Genomic DNA, 18,121 nt, shown 5'->3' with positions numbered 1-18,121 from the left:
CAAACTCTCCATATAAGAGTAAGATTTAGCTCTGATAAAAATAAGATTTACGTTGACGTTTTTGTTCGTTCAGTTTTCAAAGAACAATCTTTTATGTTGTCGCTCATTAGGCGACTTAACTATCTTATCATAACCAAGTTAGTGAGTCAATAGTTTTTTTATTTCTTTTTTCTGGCTTGCTTGCTGTCTTGCAGCAACAGATATTAATATACCACCTATATAAGAGGTGCGCAATACATTTTTATTAAAAATATACACCATTATTAAAGAAAAACTATTCTTATTTTTCCGCTTTTGCTTAGCGTGGACACTTGCAGGCCAAGAGCTAATCTTTCTCTCTTAATTGTCCGCTCCCGCTCTTAAAAACCCCATTTCCTTCTATAATAAAAAAGCTGGAGGCAGGCCCGGTTGATCGGGTCTGCCTCCAGCAGGCAAAAAAGCTGCGGCCTTATTTTTTCTATTAACGGTGGCGCATCAGCGGGAACAGCAGTACATCCCTGATGGAAGGGGAATTTGTCAGGAGCATGACAAGGCGGTCAATCCCGATTCCCAGTCCTCCTGTCGGCGGCATACCGTATTCAAGGGCTTCAATAAAGTCATCATCCATCATATGCGCCTCATCATTTCCTTGCTCGCGCTCTTTCAGCTGTGCTTCAAAGCGTTCGCGCTGGTCGATAGGATCATTCAGCTCCGTGAAGGCATTAGCGTGCTCACGGGCAACAATGAATAATTCAAAGCGGTCAGTGAATCTCGGATCCTCTTCGTTCTTTTTCGCAAGAGGGGAGATCTCAACAGGATGCCCGTAGATGAATGTAGGCTGAATCAGCTTTTCTTCTACTTTCTGTTCAAAGAATTCATTGACGATATGGCCATATTCCATTGTTTCTTTGATTTCTACATTATGTTCCTTTGCAAGGGCCTGGGCCTCTTCCTTGCTCATCTGTTTCCAGAAGTCTACACCAGTATGCTCCTTGATTGCATCAACCATATGAAGTCTTGTCCATTCCGGCTTTAAATTCACTTCATAGTCACCGTATTGGACAGTCGTAGTTCCAAGGACTTCTTCAGCTATATGCGCAACCAGGTTCTCGGTCAGGCTCATGATATCGCGGTAATCTGCATAAGCTTCATAAAGCTCGATCATTGTAAACTCTGGGTTATGCCTTGTAGAAACACCTTCATTACGGAATACGCGGCCGATTTCATACACTTTCTCCAGCCCGCCCACAATCAGGCGCTTTAAGTGCAGCTCGATTGCGATACGCATATACAGTTCCATATCAAGAGCATTGTGATGGGTAATGAACGGGCGTGCAGATGCTCCTCCTGCGATTGAGTGCATCATTGGCGTTTCCACTTCAAGATAGCCGTGGCTGTCCAGATAGCGGCGCATCGATTGGATGATGCGGCTTCTTGTAATGAACGTCTTTTTGCTTTCCTGGCTCATGATCAGATCCAGGTAGCGCTGGCGGTATCTTTGCTCAACATCCTTTAAGCCGTGGAATTTCTCAGGCAGCGGACGCAGTGACTTGGTCAGAAGCTCGAATGCCTCCACCTTGATGGAAAGTTCGCCAACCTTTGTCTTGAACAGTGTGCCTGTTACGCCGACAAGGTCGCCAAGATCAGCACTGTTAAAGATTTCATAGCTTTCTTCCCCTATAGCGTCCTGTCTTACATAGATCTGGATCTGGCCCTTAAGGTCCTGGATGTGTGCAAAGCCCGCTTTTCCTTTTCCGCGCTTTGTCATGATCCGGCCGGCAAGAGTGACAGAAATATTCTGTTCTTCGATTGCTTCTTTCTCCTGTTCGCCATACTCATCAATCAAATCCTGGGACTGATGGGAACGCTCAAATCTCTTACCGAATGGATCCATTCCTTTTTCCCGCAGGCTGTTCATTTTTTCCCTGCGGACTCTCATTAAGTCATTTAACTCTTCACGGCTTTCGCTCACGGAAAATCATCTCCAATACTGATCTTTTTATGTAAACCCTCATTCAGGAACATCAGGTTTGTTTTGTATACTTCTATTATTTTACACAATTGACGTGAAACAGACATCATAAATGCAGAAATAGCGAAAAACTGCCAGCAAACCACTGGCAGTTTCTAATTATAACAAAAGTGTTTCAGATAGAGAAGAAAATGATAGCATCTTAGCCTGCCTGGATTTCCTTGGCTTCCGCATCAAGAGCAAGCGCATTAAGGAGAGTTACAAGCTCTTCTCTTGTATTGCATTCATTGACTGCATTGCGGGCCTTGCCATTCCCTCTTATTCCCTTTAGATACCAGGCCGCATGCTTTCTCATTTCGCGCACAGCGATATACTCGCTCTTCAGGGCAATCAGGCGGTCAAGGTGAAGGATGCATACATCTATTTTTTCTCGCACAGATGGTTCATCCATCAGCTGCCCCGTTTCGAGGTACTTAACGGTACGGTAGATCATCCACGGATTCCCGAGTGCAGCGCGTCCAATCATAACGCCGTCCACCCCTGTTTCTTCCAGCATTCTTTTCGCGTCCTGCGGAGTTTGGACATCGCCGTTTCCAATCAGCGGTATGGAGATATTCTGCTTCACTTCTTTAATAATATCCCAGTTTGCCTGGCCTTCATACATTTGTACACGCGTCCGTCCATGAAGGGCAACTGCCTTTCCTCCGGCACGTTCGACAGCCTGGGCATTGCGCACAGCATATATATGGTCATCGTCCCAGCCCATCCGCATCTTAACGGTTACAGGCTTTGAAACAGCCGCTGTTACAGCCGAAACCATTTCATAAATTTTATCGGGATCCAGCAGCCACTTGGCGCCGGCATCACATTTGGTGATCTTCGGAACCGGACATCCCATATTGATATCAATGATATCAGCGTTTGTATTTTCATCTACAAACTTGGCGGCTTCAACCAGTGTATCTTTTTCTCCGCCAAAAATCTGCAGGCTTAAAGGCTTTTCCCGCTCATCTATATACAGCATGTTCATCGTCTTTTCATTTTTCATGACGATTCCTTTATCGCTGATCATTTCGGCACAGACGAGGCCTGCCCCGAATTCTTTAACGGTCAGGCGGAAGGCTGAGTTGCAGATTCCGGCCATCGGCGCCAGGACAACAGGATTCTTCATCTCAATGTTGCCAATCTTAAGCATGTCGGTACCTCCTGTTTCTTTCAATCTCTATTAGTCAATCTCCTGTGTCGGAGTTAATTCTTCAATGCTGATTTTCAATACATGCGCTACCTGGACGATGAAATCATCAGCGGGCATACGATTGCCCCTTTCAATTTCGCCAAGTACAGAGACTGAGACACCCAGCTCCTTCGCAAAGCTTTCCTGTGTAAAACCTTTTAATTTTCGAAAAGCCCGAATACGTCTTCCCCATTTTTCTGCTTCCATATTCGCACTCCTTCTCTATCAGGTATTTCCTCCAGCAATGCTTCAAGAGGCGTGTCCATTACCGGAACATCCGTTCTCTCCCCTATTTCAGCAAGAGGCACAATGACAAATGCCCGTTCCTTCATTCGGGGATGAGGAATGATAAGGTCCTCTGTTATCATATTTTCATGATTATACAGCAGAATGTCAAGGTCTATAGTGCGCGGACCCCACCGGATATCCCTTTTTCTGCCAATCTTCTGCTCGATGGACATGCATGATTCCAGCAATTCATGCGGCGATCTGTCTGTATCTGCAGCTATGACCATATTTAAGAATTCCCCCTGGTCCTCGTAGCCGACCGGATCTGTTTCATAAATGGAAGAATAACTTGCCAAATCTATTCCAGGATGCTCTGAAAGCATTTGGATGGCTTCCTTGAGATTCGCCGCTCTGTCCCCCATATTGGAGCCCAATGCGATAAATACCCTATTTTCCACGCTTATCGTCCCCTTGTAATTTCAACTGCTACAGAATCATAGTGGCCAGGGATCGGCGGATCCGGCTTGATGACTCTGACGGTTACTGAGCTGATTGCAGGGAACCGCCCCAGCATCTCAGCAGATATTTTTTCAGCCAGCGCTTCTACGAGTTTGAACGGCTTTCCTTCAACAACCTCTTTGCAGACCTGATAGATCTCTCCATAATTGATGGAATCCTCGAGATTGTCGCTTTTACCCGCTTTCTCTAAATCCGTCTCTACAATTACATCAACAGCAAAACGCTGTCCTAGCTTTGTTTCTTCGGGAAAAACACCATGATAGCCATAGAATTTCATATTATTTAAATATATTTTATCCATGCAGCTCCCCCTTCCCCATCAGGGCATCCATCATTTTCGCCAGACGGCTCATCTCCTTTACATCATGGATCCTGATGATCTGGCAGCCTTTTTGGATGCCATAGCAGACGGTTGCCCCTGTTCCTTCCACCCTTTCCTCCACAGGGAGATCAAGGATGGTGCCGATAAAAGATTTCCTTGAGGTACCCAGAAGCACCGGATAACCGAGACTGGTGATTGTGTCAAGATTCCTCATCATCTCAAGATTGTAAGGCAGGTTTTTCGCAAACCCGATTCCCGGGTCAAGAATGATATTTTCCTCTTTAACCCCCGCATTCCTGGCAATATGGATGCTTTCATACAGATCATTGAGCACATCTCGGACAAATACGGAATAATCCCTGTTTTCCCGGTTGTGCATCAGGATGATGGGTACCTCAAGCCTTGATGCCGTTTCTGCCATCTTAGGGTCCTTCTTCGCCCCCCACACATCGTTGATGATGTGGGCGCCCGCGCTGATGGCTTCTTCTGCCACAGCCGCTTTATAGGTATCGATCGAGATTGGCAGAGGCACTTCCTTCGCAACCGCCCTGATCACCGGAATCACCCGCTCAAGCTCTTCTTCTGCAGAAACCTCGGCAAAGCCCGGCCTTGTCGATTCCCCGCCAACGTCAATGATATCAGCTCCGTTAGCAGCCATCTCCAGCGCATGCTTCACCGCCTTGTCAGCATCAAAGTATTTTCCTCCGTCAGAAAAAGAGTCGGGGGTCGCGTTCAGGATCCCCATCACTAATGTTTTTTTTCCATAGTCCAGCTCATATGGCCCGCAATTTATGATTTGTCTGTTCATCTCTGTCCCTCCATTAGAAGTCCTTCTCGTCCCCATAGATGACTGCTGTATTTCCTGTACTCTTTGTGCAGCATTCCGGCAAGACGGCCGGCGCCCCCTGGAAAAGAAACACCGGCAAAGCTTGCGGCAGGTGCAATCTCCTGAATGGAGTTGGTAACAAACACTTCGTCTGCACGCATCATTTCCTCTGCCTGATAAAAGCCTTCCTGCACCTGCAGGCCATTTTTTTCGGCAAGCAGCAGCACAAATTGCCTGGTGATGCCGTTCAGGATGCCCGTTTCCAAGGATGGGGTATATAAAATATTCCCTTTCGTCCAGAAAAGATTAGAGACAACCCCTTCAGCCAGAAACCCTTCTTTTGTCAGAAAGATCCCTTCCTGTCCAGGTGTATTCCCAAGCTCTCTTTTAGCAAGGATGTTGTTCATATAGTGGTGGGACTTCAGCCGTTCATCCCCCTCTGGCGTATTGCGCCTCATTTTGAGGAGGACCAGCTGTTTTTCCGCCATTTCCCCCGCTGGCGGCAGCGGCCGTGCAAAAAGGATCGTCTGGGGGCTGCTGTAAACATCAGGGGGGAGGCCAAGCTCTTCAATGCCTGCAGATACATTCAGCCTTACATTGGCATTTGTGCAGCCATTCCGTTCCAGCACCATGCTGATTTTCCCCGCTAGTTCCTCTCTTGAAAAAGCAGCCTCGATATTGAGAGTGCTGAGCCCCCGGTTAAGCCTGTCCAGATGATCATCCAGCAGAAACGGATGGCCATCATATACCCTGAATGTTTCGAAAAGCCCCATTCCGTAGAGAAAGCCATGGTCAAAAGGCGAAATCACCGCTTCTTCAGCTGAAACAAGCCGGTCGTTTATTAAAATATGCATACTTAAGCCCCAACCATCTTAGCATTTTTATAATGGGCGATGAAGTTGCTTAATAGTACTTTCCCCGACTGTGTCATGATGGATTCTGGATGGAACTGGACACCTTCTGCACTCAAGGTTTTATGGCGGATGGCCATGATTTCGCCTTCCTCTGTCCATGCAGAAATTTCAAAGCAGTCTGGCAGGGTTTCTTTTTTCACAATCAAAGAGTGATATCTGGTTGCCGGGAAAGGGTTCGGCAAACCGGCAAAAATGGTTTTGCCGTCATGGTAGATTTCCGAGGTTTTCCCATGCATCAGCCTTTCTGCCTGCACAACATCCCCGCCGAATGACTGGGCAAGAGACTGGTGACCAAGGCAGACGCCAAAAATGGGGATCTTTCCTGCAAAATGGGAGATCGCTTCCAGGCTGATTCCTGCTTCATTCGGGCTGCAGGGTCCTGGGGAGATCATCAGAAAAGAAGGGCTGGCTGCTGCAATGTCCTCCAGTGCCGCCTCATCATTTCTTTTTACAACCAGCTCTTCTCCCAGTTCCCCCAAATATTGAACGAGATTATAGGTAAATGAATCAAAGTTATCAATCATATAGATCATATCAGATGCTCCCCGCCATTCTCGGCCAGCTCCTTCGCCTTCCAGAGGGCCATCGCTTTTTTGAGTGATTCTTTATATTCATGCTTCGGATTGGAGTCGATGACAATGCCGGCTCCTGCCTGCACATGGGCCTTGCCGTCTTTTACGAGCATGGTGCGGATGACGATATTCAGCTCCATATCCCCGTTGAAGCCGATCCATCCGATTGATCCTGTATACAAGCCCCTTCTGACAGGCTCCAGCTCTTCAATGATCTCCATCGTCCTGATCTTCGGCGCCCCGGTAATCGTCCCGCCGGGAAAAACAGCATCTATGACATCATAGGGAGATTTGCCTTGTGCGAGAACTCCCCTGACATTGGAAACAATATGCATCACATGGGAGTACTTTTCAATCACCATGAATTCATTCACTTCCACTGATCCGTATTCGGCAACACGGCCGAGGTCATTCCGCTCCAGGTCTACAAGCATGACATGCTCTGCCCGCTCCTTCTCATTCTGGATCAATTCCTCGGCAAGCCTCAGGTCCTCCGCTTCATCGGCCCCTCTCGATCTAGTGCCCGCTATCGGCCGCGTGCTGATCTCCTGCCCGTTCTTCTTGACCAGCAGCTCAGGCGAACCGCTGACAATCTGGTAATCAGGTGTATGGATAAAAGCCATATATGGCGACGGATTGAGCTGGCGGAGCTGGTCGTACACATCAATCGCTTCGACACCGATCGGTCTTGTCTGCCTAACCGACAGATTAACCTGGAATACATCCCCCTTGGAAATGTAATCCTGAATCCTGCTTACCGCTTCCTTGAATTCTTCTTCTTTCATTGATACTTCAAGATCTTCGCCAGCCTGTGTTTTTTCCGGAATATAAAGGGCAGGAACAGTGCCTGTCCAGCGGCTCACCCAGTCATCCGCCCTTTTTTCAATACGGCCGGCATCAACTGAGGAATCATATAAAAACAGAAGCCAGAGTTCCTCCTCTTCATGATCAAAGACAAACCATTCCCTGAACAGAAAAAAATGGACATCAGGAAGCTCTAGGTCGTCTTTTGACCAGACTGGGAGCTTTTCAACATATCTTGCATAATCATAGCTAATATATCCAATTGCCCCTCCCTGGAAGTCCGGCAGCTCTTCCAGCCTTTCAGCTTCATAGCGGCCCATATATTCCTTCAGGCAATGAAGCGGATTACCTTCCAGCAGCTCTGTACCTGCTTGGGTTACAGCCTTAAGTTGCACGCCCCGGCCAGTCAAGATCACTTCCGGGTCAAAGGCTGCCATGCTGTACCTTCCGCCACGTCCGCTCTCCAGGAGGACATGATTCTCTTTGCCTGCAGATAAATGACGGTAATGCTGATAAAACTCTGTATATGTATAAGCAGTTCTCCTGCTGTAGATTGACAGCTTCTCCAAACTGAACACTCCCATCCCAATAACTACTTTTCATCATACATGATTTGGAGCCGCCAGGACAGGTCCTCTGCTCTCTGTAAAAGCAGAAAAAAACAGCAGCCGGGCGGCTGCTGCTCTTTGTATCTTCTATTCTTCGAACTGGTAAAGCGGTGTGCTCAAATAGCGCTCCCCGTTGCTCGGGATGATAGCAAGGACTTTCTTGCCTTTTCCGAGCTCTTTGGCAACTTTGAGGGCCGCATAGATGGCTGCACCTGATGAGATTCCACCCAGGATTCCCTCTTCTTTTGCCGCACGGCGGGCATATTCAAAGGCATCATCATTCGTTACCTTGATTACCCCGTCATATACTTCAGTATCAAGGATATCCGGTACAAACCCGGCGCCTATGCCCTGGATTTTGTGAGGGCCCGGCTTCCCGCCGGAGAGGACCGGTGAATCTGCGGGCTCTACCGCATAAATCTTAACTGAGCCAAACTTCTCCTTAAGCACCTCTCCGGCACCTGTGATCGTTCCGCCAGTGCCGATTCCTGAGATGAAAGCGTCGACCTGATCCATCTGTTCAGCAATTTCCTTTCCTGTTGTCCTTCTGTGGACCTCTGGATTGGCTTCGTTCTTGAATTGCTGAGGCATGAAATAGCCATGCTCCTTCGCCAGCTCTTCAGCCTTGCGGATCGCTCCTCCCATTCCCTCAGGCCCTGGAGTGAGCACAAGCTCCGCTCCATAAGCGCGAAGAAGATTGCGGCGCTCCATACTCATCGTTTCCGGCATGACGAGGATGGCCTTATAGCCTTTCGCTGCTGCGACCATCGCCAGTCCGATCCCAGTGTTCCCTGAAGTCGGTTCGATGATTGTATCACCGGCTTTCAGATTCCCATCCTGTTCAGCAGCTTCAATCATGGCAAGCGCAATCCGGTCCTTGACGCTGCTGCCTGGATTCATATATTCCAGCTTCAAGTAAACATCAGCACTATTGTCATCTGTCAGCCGGTTCAATTTGACGATCGGGGTCTGCCCGACCAATTCTGTAATCGAGTTTGCTACACGCACCATTTACATCCGCTCCCTATCCGAGTATTTTTATTGGTTTTATAAAAAACTTAACAGCGCAACAGAGAATTGTCAATCAATATGCAGTCAAATCGACCCTATTTTTTAGAATTTTCTTTTAATAAAGGAGCCTTGGAATTCACTATGTAGTATTATATACCCTCATGCCTGCCTTTATGTTGCGGATAAACAAAAACGGACAGGCTGCCTGTCCGTTTTCATCCTATTGCTTTTCTTCCTGTTTATCATAGAAAGAGTCGACCTTGATTTCATTCCAGAAAGGTTTGGCCGAAGCTGGGGTGTCCATCTGCTCGAGAGCGACCTGCCGGCGGATTTGGTTTTTCACATCCTTGAAAGCATAATTGCGTCCATCCAGATGCTCATGCAGCAGGATTACTGCATACCCGTCCTCTACTTCAACCGGTTCACTCCATTCCCCTTCTTTCAGCTTTGCCGCTTCATCAATGAAATCCTGTGAAAAGCGCTCATCCTCTTCGCTGATGAAGCCAGTTTCCCCGCCCTGGTTTGCCGTGAATTCATCAATCGACCTCTCCATGGCCAGTACCGGGAAGCTGGAGCCATTTTCAAGCTCTTTTATGGTCTGTTCAGCTTCCTTTTTTGTTTTAACGACAATTTGGGAAATATGATAGGAATCCGGAACCTGAAAAAGACTCTTATTTTGATCATAATAGTCCTTCATTTCCTCTTCAGTCACCACAACATCCCTTGTCAGCAGTTCCTCCAGGAGCAGGCTGTATTTAATCTGCTCCTTCCACTTGCTTTCATCAAGCTGCTGCAGCCGGTTGCCCTGGTACATGGTTTTGACCAGCGTGAGCTCCCTTTCGACCGCATCCTTTGATACCTCAACATCGTATTTCTCCGCCATGGCTCCGATCACTTTCTGGTCAATCAGATCATTCAGCACTTCCTTGCCATAGCGCTGCTCCATTTCGTTCAGCCATTCTTCTCTCGTAATTTTATCTTTTCCGACCTCGGCCACTGTTTCCCCGCTGCCGGCAAACAGCACAGCTGGCCTGATAGTCAATAATAAGATAAAAATGATGTTCAAAACGAACAGGCTGGCAATAATCAGCCAAAGATGCTTTTTTTTCACAGTTTCCTCCCCCAGAAAACAGCTTTATACCGCTTCGCTTTTTAGTGCCTCAAGCTCTTCTTTTGAGTAATGGTATTTTTCGTTGCAGAAATGGCATTGGGCTTCTGCTTCGCCGTCTGTATCGATCATATCCTGGATTTCATCCCTGCCCAGGCTGATGATGCTCGTTGCAAACCGCTCCTTGGAGCATGTGCATTCAAAGGATACTGGCATTTTTTCCAGAATCTTTACATTTCCCTCTCCAAGAATCTCATTCAAGAGCTCTTCCGGTGTAAGGCCTTTTTCAATCAGCTTGGACACAGGAGGAATTTCCTTCAGCCTGTTCTCAATTCTTGTAATTGTCTCTTCATCTGTTCCTGGAAGGAGCTGAAGAATGAACCCTCCAGAGGCAAGAATCGTATTGTCCGGATTTACAAGAACACCAACTCCGACAGAGGAAGGAAGCTGCTCAGACATAGCAAAATAATAAGTGAAATCCTCTCCAAGCTCACCTGAAACGATTGGCACCTGTCCTGTGAAATGCTCTCTCATCCCGATGTCCTTGACGACAGTCAGCATGCCATCAGTACCGACTGCCCTGCGGACATCCAGCTTCCCTTGCTCATTCAAGTCGAAATGGGTCTGCGGATGTGTCACATAGCCGCGGACCTCTCCCTTAGAATTGCTGTCAACCAGGATTGGGCCAAGCGGGCCGCCGCCTTCAATTTTGATGGTCAGCTTTTCCTCGCCTTTCAGCATCGCCCCCATCATCACACCTGCAGTCATTGCCCTGCCAAGAGCAGCAGAAGCCGTCGGCCACGTGTAATGCCTTCTTTGCGCCTCTCCCACCGTATCTGTGCTGCGGGCAGCGTACGCACGCACCTGTCCATTAAAGGCAAGCGCCTTAATCAAATAATCTTCCATCTTGTACTCCTTTCAAAGCTGTATTTCCTATTTCTTTATACTTTCCCTATTTCGTTTATAAATTAACTGTAATCCTTTCAATGTTAAAAACGGGTCGACAATGTCGATCATATTTGATTCCTGGGCAATCAGATTGGCAAGTCCACCGGTGGCAATGACCAATGGATTTTCATCACTCTGGTCCTTCATCCTCTTCACGATGCCCTCTACCTGTCCAACATATCCGTACACAATGCCTGATTGCATGGCGGCTACCGTATTCTTGCCGACAATATGTTCAGGACGGGCAATTTCTATCCTCGGAAGCTTAGCGGCCTTTGAATATAATGCCTCAGTCGAAATGTTGACGCCTGGTGCAATTGCTCCGCCCATATACTGCTTATCAGCATTAATATAGCAGTAAGTTGTCGCAGTCCCAAAATCGACTATGATAAGCGGTCCGCCATACTCATGGATGGCTGCAACTGCATTGACGATCCTGTCAGCGCCCACCTCGCGCGGATTTTCATACTTGATATTAAGACCGGTCTTAATGCCGGGGCCAACGACAAGGGGCTTATGATGAAAGTACTTCTGGCACATTCTTTCAAGCGCAAACATGATCGGCGGCACAACCGAAGAAATAATGATGCCATCTATGTTAGAAAATGAGAGATTCACATGCTCAAAAAGAGATTTCACGATCATCCCATATTCATCTTCTGTTTTATTCCGGTTCGTCTCTATTCTCCAATGGTGCTTCAGCTCTTCGCCATCATATACACCAAGCACAATATTTGTATTTCCCACGTCAAATACAAAGATCAACATTCTCACCACTTTTATAATTTTTCTAACACAAACACACTGCCAACATCATATCACAACTCCTGCCGAATCGTAATAGAAAAAGACCTGCACCCTGTCCTTGCCCGCCAGGAGATCCTGCGTGCCTGAAAACAGACGCTGCTGCTGAGCCTGTGCCCATTTAAAGATACCCTTATTGTTTCCCAAAAAGCAAAAAGCTGACTCAGGCGGCCAGATTGTGGCTTTCCTGAGTCAGCTTCTTTGTCGATTATAGGTCGCGCTTTTCGTCAGCGCTGCCGGTTGGGCCGGCATCATCCTTAGGTGCAACCGGATCATTTGAATCTGCCGGATGGATTTCCTTCACAGCATCTTCATCTTTCTTGATGTTGATATTGACCTTCACATCATCTGTGCTTGCGTCGATCACTTTGCGGTCAGGCAGCTTGCCATTGTCCACAAGGCTCTTGATCTGTTCAGCATCAAGAGTTTCAACTTCCAGAAGTGTGTTGGCAATCAAGTCAAGCTTATCGCGGTTTTCTGTAAGGACTTTTCTTGCTTTTTCATAACACTCTTTAATGATGCGCTGGATTTCCAGGTCGATTTCGTAGGCAATCGCATCAGAGTAGTTCTGCTCGTTGTTGAAATCCCTGCCAAGGAACACTTGGCCCTGGGACTGTCCGAACTGAAGCGGTCCGAGCTTATCGCTCATACCGAATTCAGTCACCATTCTCCTGGCAATGCCGGTTGCGCGCTGGAAGTCATTGTGCGCGCCTGTGCTGACTTCGCCAAAGACAATCTCTTCGGCAACACGTCCGCCCAGGAGGCCGACAATCTTATCCAAAAGCTCCGGCTTCGTCATGAAGTATCGGTCTTCCTTCGGCAGCATGACGGCATATCCGCCAGCCTGGCCGCGCGGAACGATGGTTACCTTATGGACCATTTCAGCCTCATCCAGCATGACACCGATCACAGTATGCCCGGCTTCATGGAATGCCACGATATTTCTTTCTTTCTTGGAAATGACGCGGCTTTTCTTGGCAGGTCCGGCTATAACTCTGTCCGTCGCCTCATCAATATCGGTCATATCGACTTTTTTCTTATTCTGGCGTGCCGCGACAAGGGCAGCCTCATTCAATAAGTTTTCAAGGTCGGCACCTGAGAAGCCTGGCGTCCTTGCTGCAATAGCCTTCAGATTTACAGACTCATCAAGCGGCTTATTGCGGGCATGTACCTTCAGTACTGCTTCACGTCCATTAACGTCCGGACGGTCAACAGTGATCTGGCGGTCAAATCGTCCCGGACGCAGAAGGGCCGGGTCAAGAATATCCGGACGGTTCGTTGCGGCTACGATGATGATTCCTTCGTTAGCCCCGAATCCATCCATTTCAACAAGCAATTGGTTCAGCGTCTGTTCGCGCTCATCATGGCCTCCGCCAAGTCCGGCGCCACGCTGGCGTCCCACTGCATCAATCTCATCAATGAATATAATACACGGTGCATTTTTCTTGGCGTTCTCAAACAGGTCACGCACACGGGATGCACCGACACCAACAAACATTTCAACGAAATCGGAACCGCTGATCGAGAAGAACGGTACGCCTGCTTCACCGGCAACAGCACGCGCCAGCAGGGTTTTACCGGTACCCGGAGGTCCGACCAGAAGCACCCCTTTAGGAATTCGGGCCCCAAGATCCGCGAATTTGCGTGGATCCTTCAGGAACTCGACGACTTCTACAAGTTCTTGCTTTTCTTCATCCGCACCAGCAACATCCTTGAAGCGGACTTTCTTTTTTTCTTCACTATAAAGCTTGGCTTTGCTCTTGCCGAAGTTCATGACCCGGCTGCCGCCGCCCTGTGCTTGATTAAGCAGGAAGAAGAACAGGATGAAAATGATGATGAACGGAATGATGCTAGTGAAGAATGTTACCCAGCCGCTCGTTTCCTTGGCAGGCTGTACATCCACCTTCGCATTGGCTGCCGCCTCATCTATGCGGTCCAGCAGATTGTCGCTGTTCCATACATATGTGATAAAGAATTTATCTTCATCATAGCCTTCAAGCTTGCCCCGCACCTCAAATACCCCGCGCTCAGGCTGCATTGAAAGCTCTGTTACCTCGCCGCTGTCCAGGTAACCGACGAATTCGTCATAAGATATATGGTCTGTCGGCTCATTGTTGCCGTTAAAGAAGCTGACAACGCCTATAATGACTAAAAAGATTAATAAATAAAAGATGGTATTCCGGAAGATCCGATTCATCCCTTACCTCCTCCCACGGTAAACAAACTATATTGTATAGTATCATAGTAAATCATGCCAATTCAAGAAATTACACTTTTGAAAACCGGGCTGGTCCATGCTTTTAGCAAGGCTTGTCATAAACCTCTCACATATAGGATTGCTTAATCATTGTTTGTGTATACTTCAGGCTTCAAAACCCCTATATATGGAAGGTTGCGGTATCTTTCCGCATAGTCAAGGCCATAGCCAACCACGAATTCATCCGGAACGATGAACCCTACATAATCGGCTTTGATATCTGCCTTTCTGCCGGTCGGTTTATCCAGAAGAGTGACAATCTTGATGCTTTTTGCTTTCCTGTAGCGGAACAGTTCAACCAGATAGCTTAGTGTCAGGCCGCTGTCGATGATGTCTTCAATGATCAGGATGTCCCTGCCTTCCACTGAAGTATCCAGGTCTTTCAGGATTTTGACTTCTCCGGAAGAGACTGTTGAATTGCCGTAGCTGGAAACGTCCATAAAGTCCATCTCAAGATACGTATCAATGCGCTTCAAAAGGTCTCCCATGAAAGGCATTGCCCCTTTCAGGACGCCGATTGCCAAAGGATAGCGGTCCATATATTCCTCAGTCAGCTGCTGGGCAAGCTCTTTAGTCTTTGCCTGGAGTTCCTCTTCGGAAATTAGTACTTTTTCGATATCGTTTTTCATGAATAGTGTGCCCCCTAGAAGATCAATGCTTTATATATGTTAAAAAAATATTCCTGGTGTCAGAACCTGCAGGCAGCATATAAGCAGATTTGCTCAATCCGGGAATCCAGAGGATTTCCCCGCTGCTGTCAGTCACGATGGGCCAGCTGTCCCGTTCATGCAAAGGGATTTTCCTGTCGATAAAAATAGATTTCACTTTTTTCGTCCCGTTCATTCCTTTTATCGTCATTCTGTCCCCGGCTTCGCGGGTGCGGACAATAAGCGGAAAATGCACATTATCCCTGCTGACTTCAAAGCAATTCAGATCTGCCGTTCCTCTATGATCTCCGCTCTCTCCTGCCAGTAGGGCACCGGCGCTCGGAAGCTCGATTTTTCCGGGCTGATTTATCTCAAAACGATAGGCTTGCACCTCAGAGTGGCTGTACCTGAAATGGCAAAAGCCGTATGATCGCACAATTTTTAAGCCGTTTGGGAAATCAAGTGAACCGGAAGGATGAGGATTGTTCAATATTGAAAATATCTTCTCAATATGTAAGGCGGATAATGATGCAGGCCTCTCTTGATAGAGATAGTTTAATATTAGTTGAATACCTCTCCTTTGTAAAGGCATTGGCATTAGCATGAAGCGTTCTGCATCAATCGTGATTTCGGCATCTTCCTTCTTCTTCATTACTGTATTCATTTCCCGGGCCGTTAATTCCTGAAGGAGCTGTTCATCGCCGCGCAGCTCTTCGCTGAAACGCTGAAAATGAACATGGGCCTGCGGGTTTTCCGACTTCAGGAATGGCAGGACGTTTCTCCTGAAACGGTTTCGGCTGTAAACATCCTTTTCATTGCTCGGATCTCTTCGGGGGTCCAGCTCATTGCTTAAACAATACTCTTCAATCTCTCCCCGCTCAAGGCACAGGAAAGGACGGATGATCTCCCCGCCGCCAAACGGACGGGAGAAAGGGATCCCTGATCTTGCTTCCCCTGTGCTGCCTCTTGTCAGCCGCATCAGGATGGTTTCCATCTGATCATCCCCATGATGGCCGAGTGCCAGGTATGATGCCCCTGATGCCTTCATGGCCTCTTCAAAAAAGCGGTACCGGCATTCGCGCGCCGCCGTCTGGGAGCTTTTACCGGATTCCTTCATATATGCCGATACATCCTCCCTCCTCATCTCAAACGGAATGTTCCGCTCTTCACAAAAGGATTGGACAAATCGGGCTTCCTGATAGGATTCCTCACCCCTGAACATATGGTCAAAATGAATCGCCGCGGGTTCAGCTCCCCACACCTTGCGTTTTTTCCACAGCAGGTGGAGAAGTGCAAGGGAATCGGGGCCTCCGGACACGCCTACAAGCACCTTTTTGCCTTCAAGCCGCACACCATGATGCCGAAGGAAAGCTTCGGCTTTTGCATCAAGCATAATAAATTCTTCCTTACCTGAAAAATCTATAGTCCCTTATACCCCTGGTGATGGGTGAATAACCTTATTGAAGGAAACTACTATATTAAGAATAGCATCTTTGCCTGCAATCTCCAAAGCATAACCCTGATGGAATGCATATCGCATCCAGGGGGCTTCTGCCTGCTCCATTATGTACGTATGCACAAGCGAAAAGTTTCATCATTTTTCTTTAGACCAGCTGTCCATAAATATAAACGAAATAAAGGACTGAAATAACAAAGACAATGAGCACCGTTTCCAGGAATCCGCCTTTCTTCTTCTGATCCTTGGCTCCCTGCCTGGTCCGTGAGGGGGCTGGCCGAGGACCGGCAGCCTGGTTCCTGGCTGCACTCCGCCTGGCCGTGCGGCTTTCAGGCTGCCCCGCTGCAGGCAATGCAAGAAGCTCTTTCCTCATTTCAGCAGCGGATGCATACCTTCCCTCCAGTGCCTTCATGAGCATAAGCTCATATTTCATCAGCTCTTTGTTCTGTCTGATCATATCCCTGAGCTGGCCGATGCCACCTGCAGTCTTATTGAACCGCTTAGGATAATATAGATTAATCAGCACCATTGCAGCAGCGAATAAGTCATACTGCGGATCGGCCTTCCTTGTACCAAGCCCCCAATATCCGCGGTCGTAAAACTCAGTAAATTCCTTGATTGCCCTCCCTTTGATGGTTGTACCGCCCACATCGATGCAGCGTATCCTCGGAGGAGGGGAAGTCACTATCAGGTTTTCCGGCTTAAGATCGCCAAACACCCATCCGCTCTGATGAAGCTTTTCCAGATCGCTGAGCAGCTGGGAAAGAAGCACTTCTGTCCAGGAAGGACCTTTTTGCCGGATGAAGCCGAGCAGATCAGGTCCGTGTATGTATTCCATTGCATAAAAGGAAATCCGGGCATCCTTCCTCTCCCAGTCATCGACATCAAGCAAAGAAGGCCCGAGGGCAGAACCCTGGACCTTGGCAAAGGATTTGAGCACATTTACTTCAGAGGTAACGGACATTCCATTATCACTCATCTTTAAGGCAACCTGCTGATTCCGGCACTGGGCAAGATAGACGATCCCATTCGCCCCCCAGCCAAGCTCCCTTATAATCGTATACCGGTTGCGATGCCATTTCCCTTCGATAATCGTCCCAGGGCTTACTTTACATAGACTCTTCAATGTATTGTTCATCATCACGGGAAAGCAGGCTCCTTAGTGAACGTTTTTTCTTGAAATAGCTTAAAGCTTCACGGATTGCCGGCCCGGTAGGGGTGATGCCTCCTGTTGACAGCTTTGAAAAAATGCTTGTCAGTGATTCGAGCCTTGGCGTCCAATCCAGCAGTTTTTCGACATCATTCTTTTTCCCGGGAAATACAAAAACTGCAAAACGGTTATCGCCAGAACGGGCATTCAAGCTCAAAGACAAATCGAGAAGGGCTTCCTTGACCGTCGGGAGTTTATGCTTCATGCTCGCACTTGTATCGACGAGGACCAGCACCTCAAGCTCGACTGTTTCCCCGAGCTCATCTACAACCTCCATGACCTCTCCCCTTTTTTCCGGCGGAAGGTCTTCAACCGTCTGGGAGCCGCCCAATATTTGCTGAAGCTCCTTATTCACCACACCCTGGAGTGTTTGCGTCATTGCCTTCCTCGTTACCATCTGGACCGTCTGGGATAACGCCTGCGAGTATACGACCTGGCTTACCCCGCCCCCGGAGAGGGCAATCCCGTCAATTTCATTCATGCCCCGTTCGTCAATGACATCCTTCTCCATTACTCCGATGACATTTACCGTAATGCCCTGTTCTTTCGCCAAAGCTGACATGGCCACAGGGTCTTCGCCCTGATTGGAGCAGCCGTCTGTAATAAGCAGAATCTGTTTCAGTGTTCCGGTCTTCATATAATCTCCCCTCCTGTTCCTTATTGGTACCATTTTCGACGGAACAGGACGGAAATATACATGTT

The 18,121-nt window shown here is 47.9% G+C and carries 18 protein-coding genes and 1 rRNA gene (1 of these 19 only partly in view); all 19 read right to left on the bottom strand.

Annotated elements, in window-relative coordinates:
- Positions 1-15, bottom strand: a 16S ribosomal RNA gene (locus N288_RS00495) (it extends 1,535 nt beyond the left edge of the window).
- A gap of 445 nt (positions 16-460) precedes the next feature.
- A complete protein-coding gene (gene lysS / locus N288_RS00490) occupies positions 461-1,918 on the bottom strand; it encodes a lysine--tRNA ligase (protein WP_035403607.1) in 1,458 nt (485 codons plus the stop codon).
- A 235-nt stretch (positions 1,919-2,153) separates the two neighbouring features.
- Entirely contained in the window at positions 2,154-3,146 is a 993-nt protein-coding gene (dusB, locus tag N288_RS00485; RefSeq protein WP_022543213.1) for a tRNA dihydrouridine synthase DusB, read from the bottom strand.
- Positions 3,147-3,176: 30 nt separating this feature from the next.
- Entirely contained in the window at positions 3,177-3,392 is a 216-nt protein-coding gene (locus tag N288_RS00480) for a helix-turn-helix domain-containing protein (RefSeq protein WP_009796137.1), read from the bottom strand.
- Entirely contained in the window at positions 3,344-3,871 is a 528-nt protein-coding gene (folK, locus tag N288_RS00475; protein ID WP_022543212.1) for a 2-amino-4-hydroxy-6-hydroxymethyldihydropteridine diphosphokinase, read from the bottom strand. The genes N288_RS00480 and folK overlap by 49 nt, the downstream gene beginning before the upstream one ends.
- A gap of 2 nt (positions 3,872-3,873) precedes the next feature.
- Positions 3,874-4,233: a dihydroneopterin aldolase gene (gene folB / locus N288_RS00470; RefSeq protein WP_009796139.1), complete on the bottom strand. Its 360-nt coding sequence runs from the start codon at positions 4,231-4,233 to the stop codon at positions 3,874-3,876.
- Positions 4,226-5,062 (bottom strand): dihydropteroate synthase, encoded by an 837-nt coding sequence (gene folP / locus N288_RS00465; RefSeq protein WP_009796140.1) that lies wholly within the window; start codon positions 5,060-5,062, stop codon positions 4,226-4,228. The genes folB and folP overlap by 8 nt, the downstream gene beginning before the upstream one ends.
- The gene (gene pabC, locus N288_RS00460) at positions 5,059-5,934 is read right to left on the bottom strand and encodes an aminodeoxychorismate lyase (protein ID WP_009796141.1); all 876 of its coding nucleotides are present in this window, start codon (positions 5,932-5,934) and stop codon (positions 5,059-5,061) included. The genes folP and pabC overlap by 4 nt, the downstream gene beginning before the upstream one ends.
- Positions 5,935-5,936: 2 nt before the next feature.
- Entirely contained in the window at positions 5,937-6,527 is a 591-nt protein-coding gene (gene pabA / locus N288_RS00455) for an aminodeoxychorismate/anthranilate synthase component II (protein ID WP_009796142.1), read from the bottom strand.
- Complete coding sequence (locus tag N288_RS00450; protein ID WP_022543211.1) at positions 6,524-7,939, bottom strand: anthranilate synthase component I family protein; 1,416 nt, start codon at positions 7,937-7,939, stop codon at positions 6,524-6,526. The genes pabA and N288_RS00450 overlap by 4 nt, the downstream gene beginning before the upstream one ends.
- A 126-nt stretch (positions 7,940-8,065) precedes the next feature.
- Entirely contained in the window at positions 8,066-8,989 is a 924-nt protein-coding gene (gene cysK / locus N288_RS00445; protein ID WP_022543210.1) for a cysteine synthase A, read from the bottom strand.
- A gap of 220 nt (positions 8,990-9,209) precedes the next feature.
- Entirely contained in the window at positions 9,210-10,100 is an 891-nt protein-coding gene (locus tag N288_RS00440; protein WP_009796145.1) for a peptidyl-prolyl cis-trans isomerase, read from the bottom strand.
- A gap of 24 nt (positions 10,101-10,124) precedes the next feature.
- Positions 10,125-11,003, bottom strand: a complete 879-nt coding sequence (gene hslO / locus N288_RS00435; RefSeq protein WP_009796146.1) for an Hsp33 family molecular chaperone HslO — start codon at positions 11,001-11,003, stop codon at positions 10,125-10,127.
- A gap of 27 nt (positions 11,004-11,030) precedes the next feature.
- Positions 11,031-11,810, bottom strand: coding sequence for a type III pantothenate kinase (locus N288_RS00430; RefSeq protein WP_165352714.1), 780 nt, complete (start codon positions 11,808-11,810; stop codon positions 11,031-11,033).
- A 247-nt stretch (positions 11,811-12,057) separates the two neighbouring features.
- Positions 12,058-14,046 (bottom strand): ATP-dependent zinc metalloprotease FtsH, encoded by a 1,989-nt coding sequence (gene ftsH, locus N288_RS00425; RefSeq protein ID WP_009796149.1) that lies wholly within the window; start codon positions 14,044-14,046, stop codon positions 12,058-12,060.
- Positions 14,047-14,189: 143 nt separating this feature from the next.
- Positions 14,190-14,735 (bottom strand): hypoxanthine phosphoribosyltransferase, encoded by a 546-nt coding sequence (gene hpt, locus N288_RS00420; RefSeq protein ID WP_009796150.1) that lies wholly within the window; start codon positions 14,733-14,735, stop codon positions 14,190-14,192.
- A gap of 22 nt (positions 14,736-14,757) precedes the next feature.
- Positions 14,758-16,146 carry a tRNA lysidine(34) synthetase TilS gene (tilS, locus tag N288_RS00415; protein WP_009796151.1) on the bottom strand — a complete coding sequence of 463 codons (1,389 nt, stop codon included), beginning with the start codon at positions 16,144-16,146 and terminating at the stop codon, positions 14,758-14,760.
- A gap of 211 nt (positions 16,147-16,357) precedes the next feature.
- Positions 16,358-17,350 carry a serine/threonine protein kinase gene (locus N288_RS00410; protein WP_009796153.1) on the bottom strand — a complete coding sequence of 331 codons (993 nt, stop codon included), beginning with the start codon at positions 17,348-17,350 and terminating at the stop codon, positions 16,358-16,360.
- Positions 17,319-18,056 (bottom strand): vWA domain-containing protein, encoded by a 738-nt coding sequence (locus N288_RS00405; protein ID WP_009796154.1) that lies wholly within the window; start codon positions 18,054-18,056, stop codon positions 17,319-17,321. The genes N288_RS00410 and N288_RS00405 overlap by 32 nt, the downstream gene beginning before the upstream one ends.
- Positions 18,057-18,121: the final 65 nt, after the last annotated feature.

The sequence above is a fragment of the Bacillus infantis NRRL B-14911 genome (assembly GCF_000473245.1).
GTDB classification, from domain to species: Bacteria; Bacillota; Bacilli; order Bacillales; family Cytobacillaceae; genus Bacillus_AB; species Bacillus_AB infantis.
Note: the sequence above shows the minus strand (reverse complement) of the source record. Positions and strands in the feature narration are given on the sequence as shown.

Coding starts and splice junctions, on each gene's coding strand:
- lysS (WP_035403607.1), bottom strand. CDS start 1,918: ATGAGAGTCCGCAGGGAAAAAATGAACAGCCTGCGGGAAAAAGGAATG.
- dusB (WP_022543213.1), bottom strand. CDS start 3,146: ATGCTTAAGATTGGCAACATTGAGATGAAGAATCCTGTTGTCCTGGCG.
- N288_RS00480 (WP_009796137.1), bottom strand. CDS start 3,392: ATGGAAGCAGAAAAATGGGGAAGACGTATTCGGGCTTTTCGAAAATTA.
- folB (WP_009796139.1), bottom strand. CDS start 4,233: ATGGATAAAATATATTTAAATAATATGAAATTCTATGGCTATCATGGT.
- folP (WP_009796140.1), bottom strand. CDS start 5,062: ATGAACAGACAAATCATAAATTGCGGGCCATATGAGCTGGACTATGGA.
- pabC (WP_009796141.1), bottom strand. CDS start 5,934: ATGCATATTTTAATAAACGACCGGCTTGTTTCAGCTGAAGAAGCGGTG.
- pabA (WP_009796142.1), bottom strand. CDS start 6,527: ATGATCTATATGATTGATAACTTTGATTCATTTACCTATAATCTCGTT.
- cysK (WP_022543210.1), bottom strand. CDS start 8,989: ATGGTGCGTGTAGCAAACTCGATTACAGAATTGGTCGGGCAGACCCCG.
- hslO (WP_009796146.1), bottom strand. CDS start 11,003: ATGGAAGATTATTTGATTAAGGCGCTTGCCTTTAATGGACAGGTGCGT.
- ftsH (WP_009796149.1), bottom strand. CDS start 14,046: ATGAATCGGATCTTCCGGAATACCATCTTTTATTTATTAATCTTTTTA.
- hpt (WP_009796150.1), bottom strand. CDS start 14,735: ATGAAAAACGATATCGAAAAAGTACTAATTTCCGAAGAGGAACTCCAG.
- tilS (WP_009796151.1), bottom strand. CDS start 16,146: ATGCTTGATGCAAAAGCCGAAGCTTTCCTTCGGCATCATGGTGTGCGG.
- N288_RS00410 (WP_009796153.1), bottom strand. CDS start 17,350: ATGATGAACAATACATTGAAGAGTCTATGTAAAGTAAGCCCTGGGACG.
- N288_RS00405 (WP_009796154.1), bottom strand. CDS start 18,056: ATGAAGACCGGAACACTGAAACAGATTCTGCTTATTACAGACGGCTGC.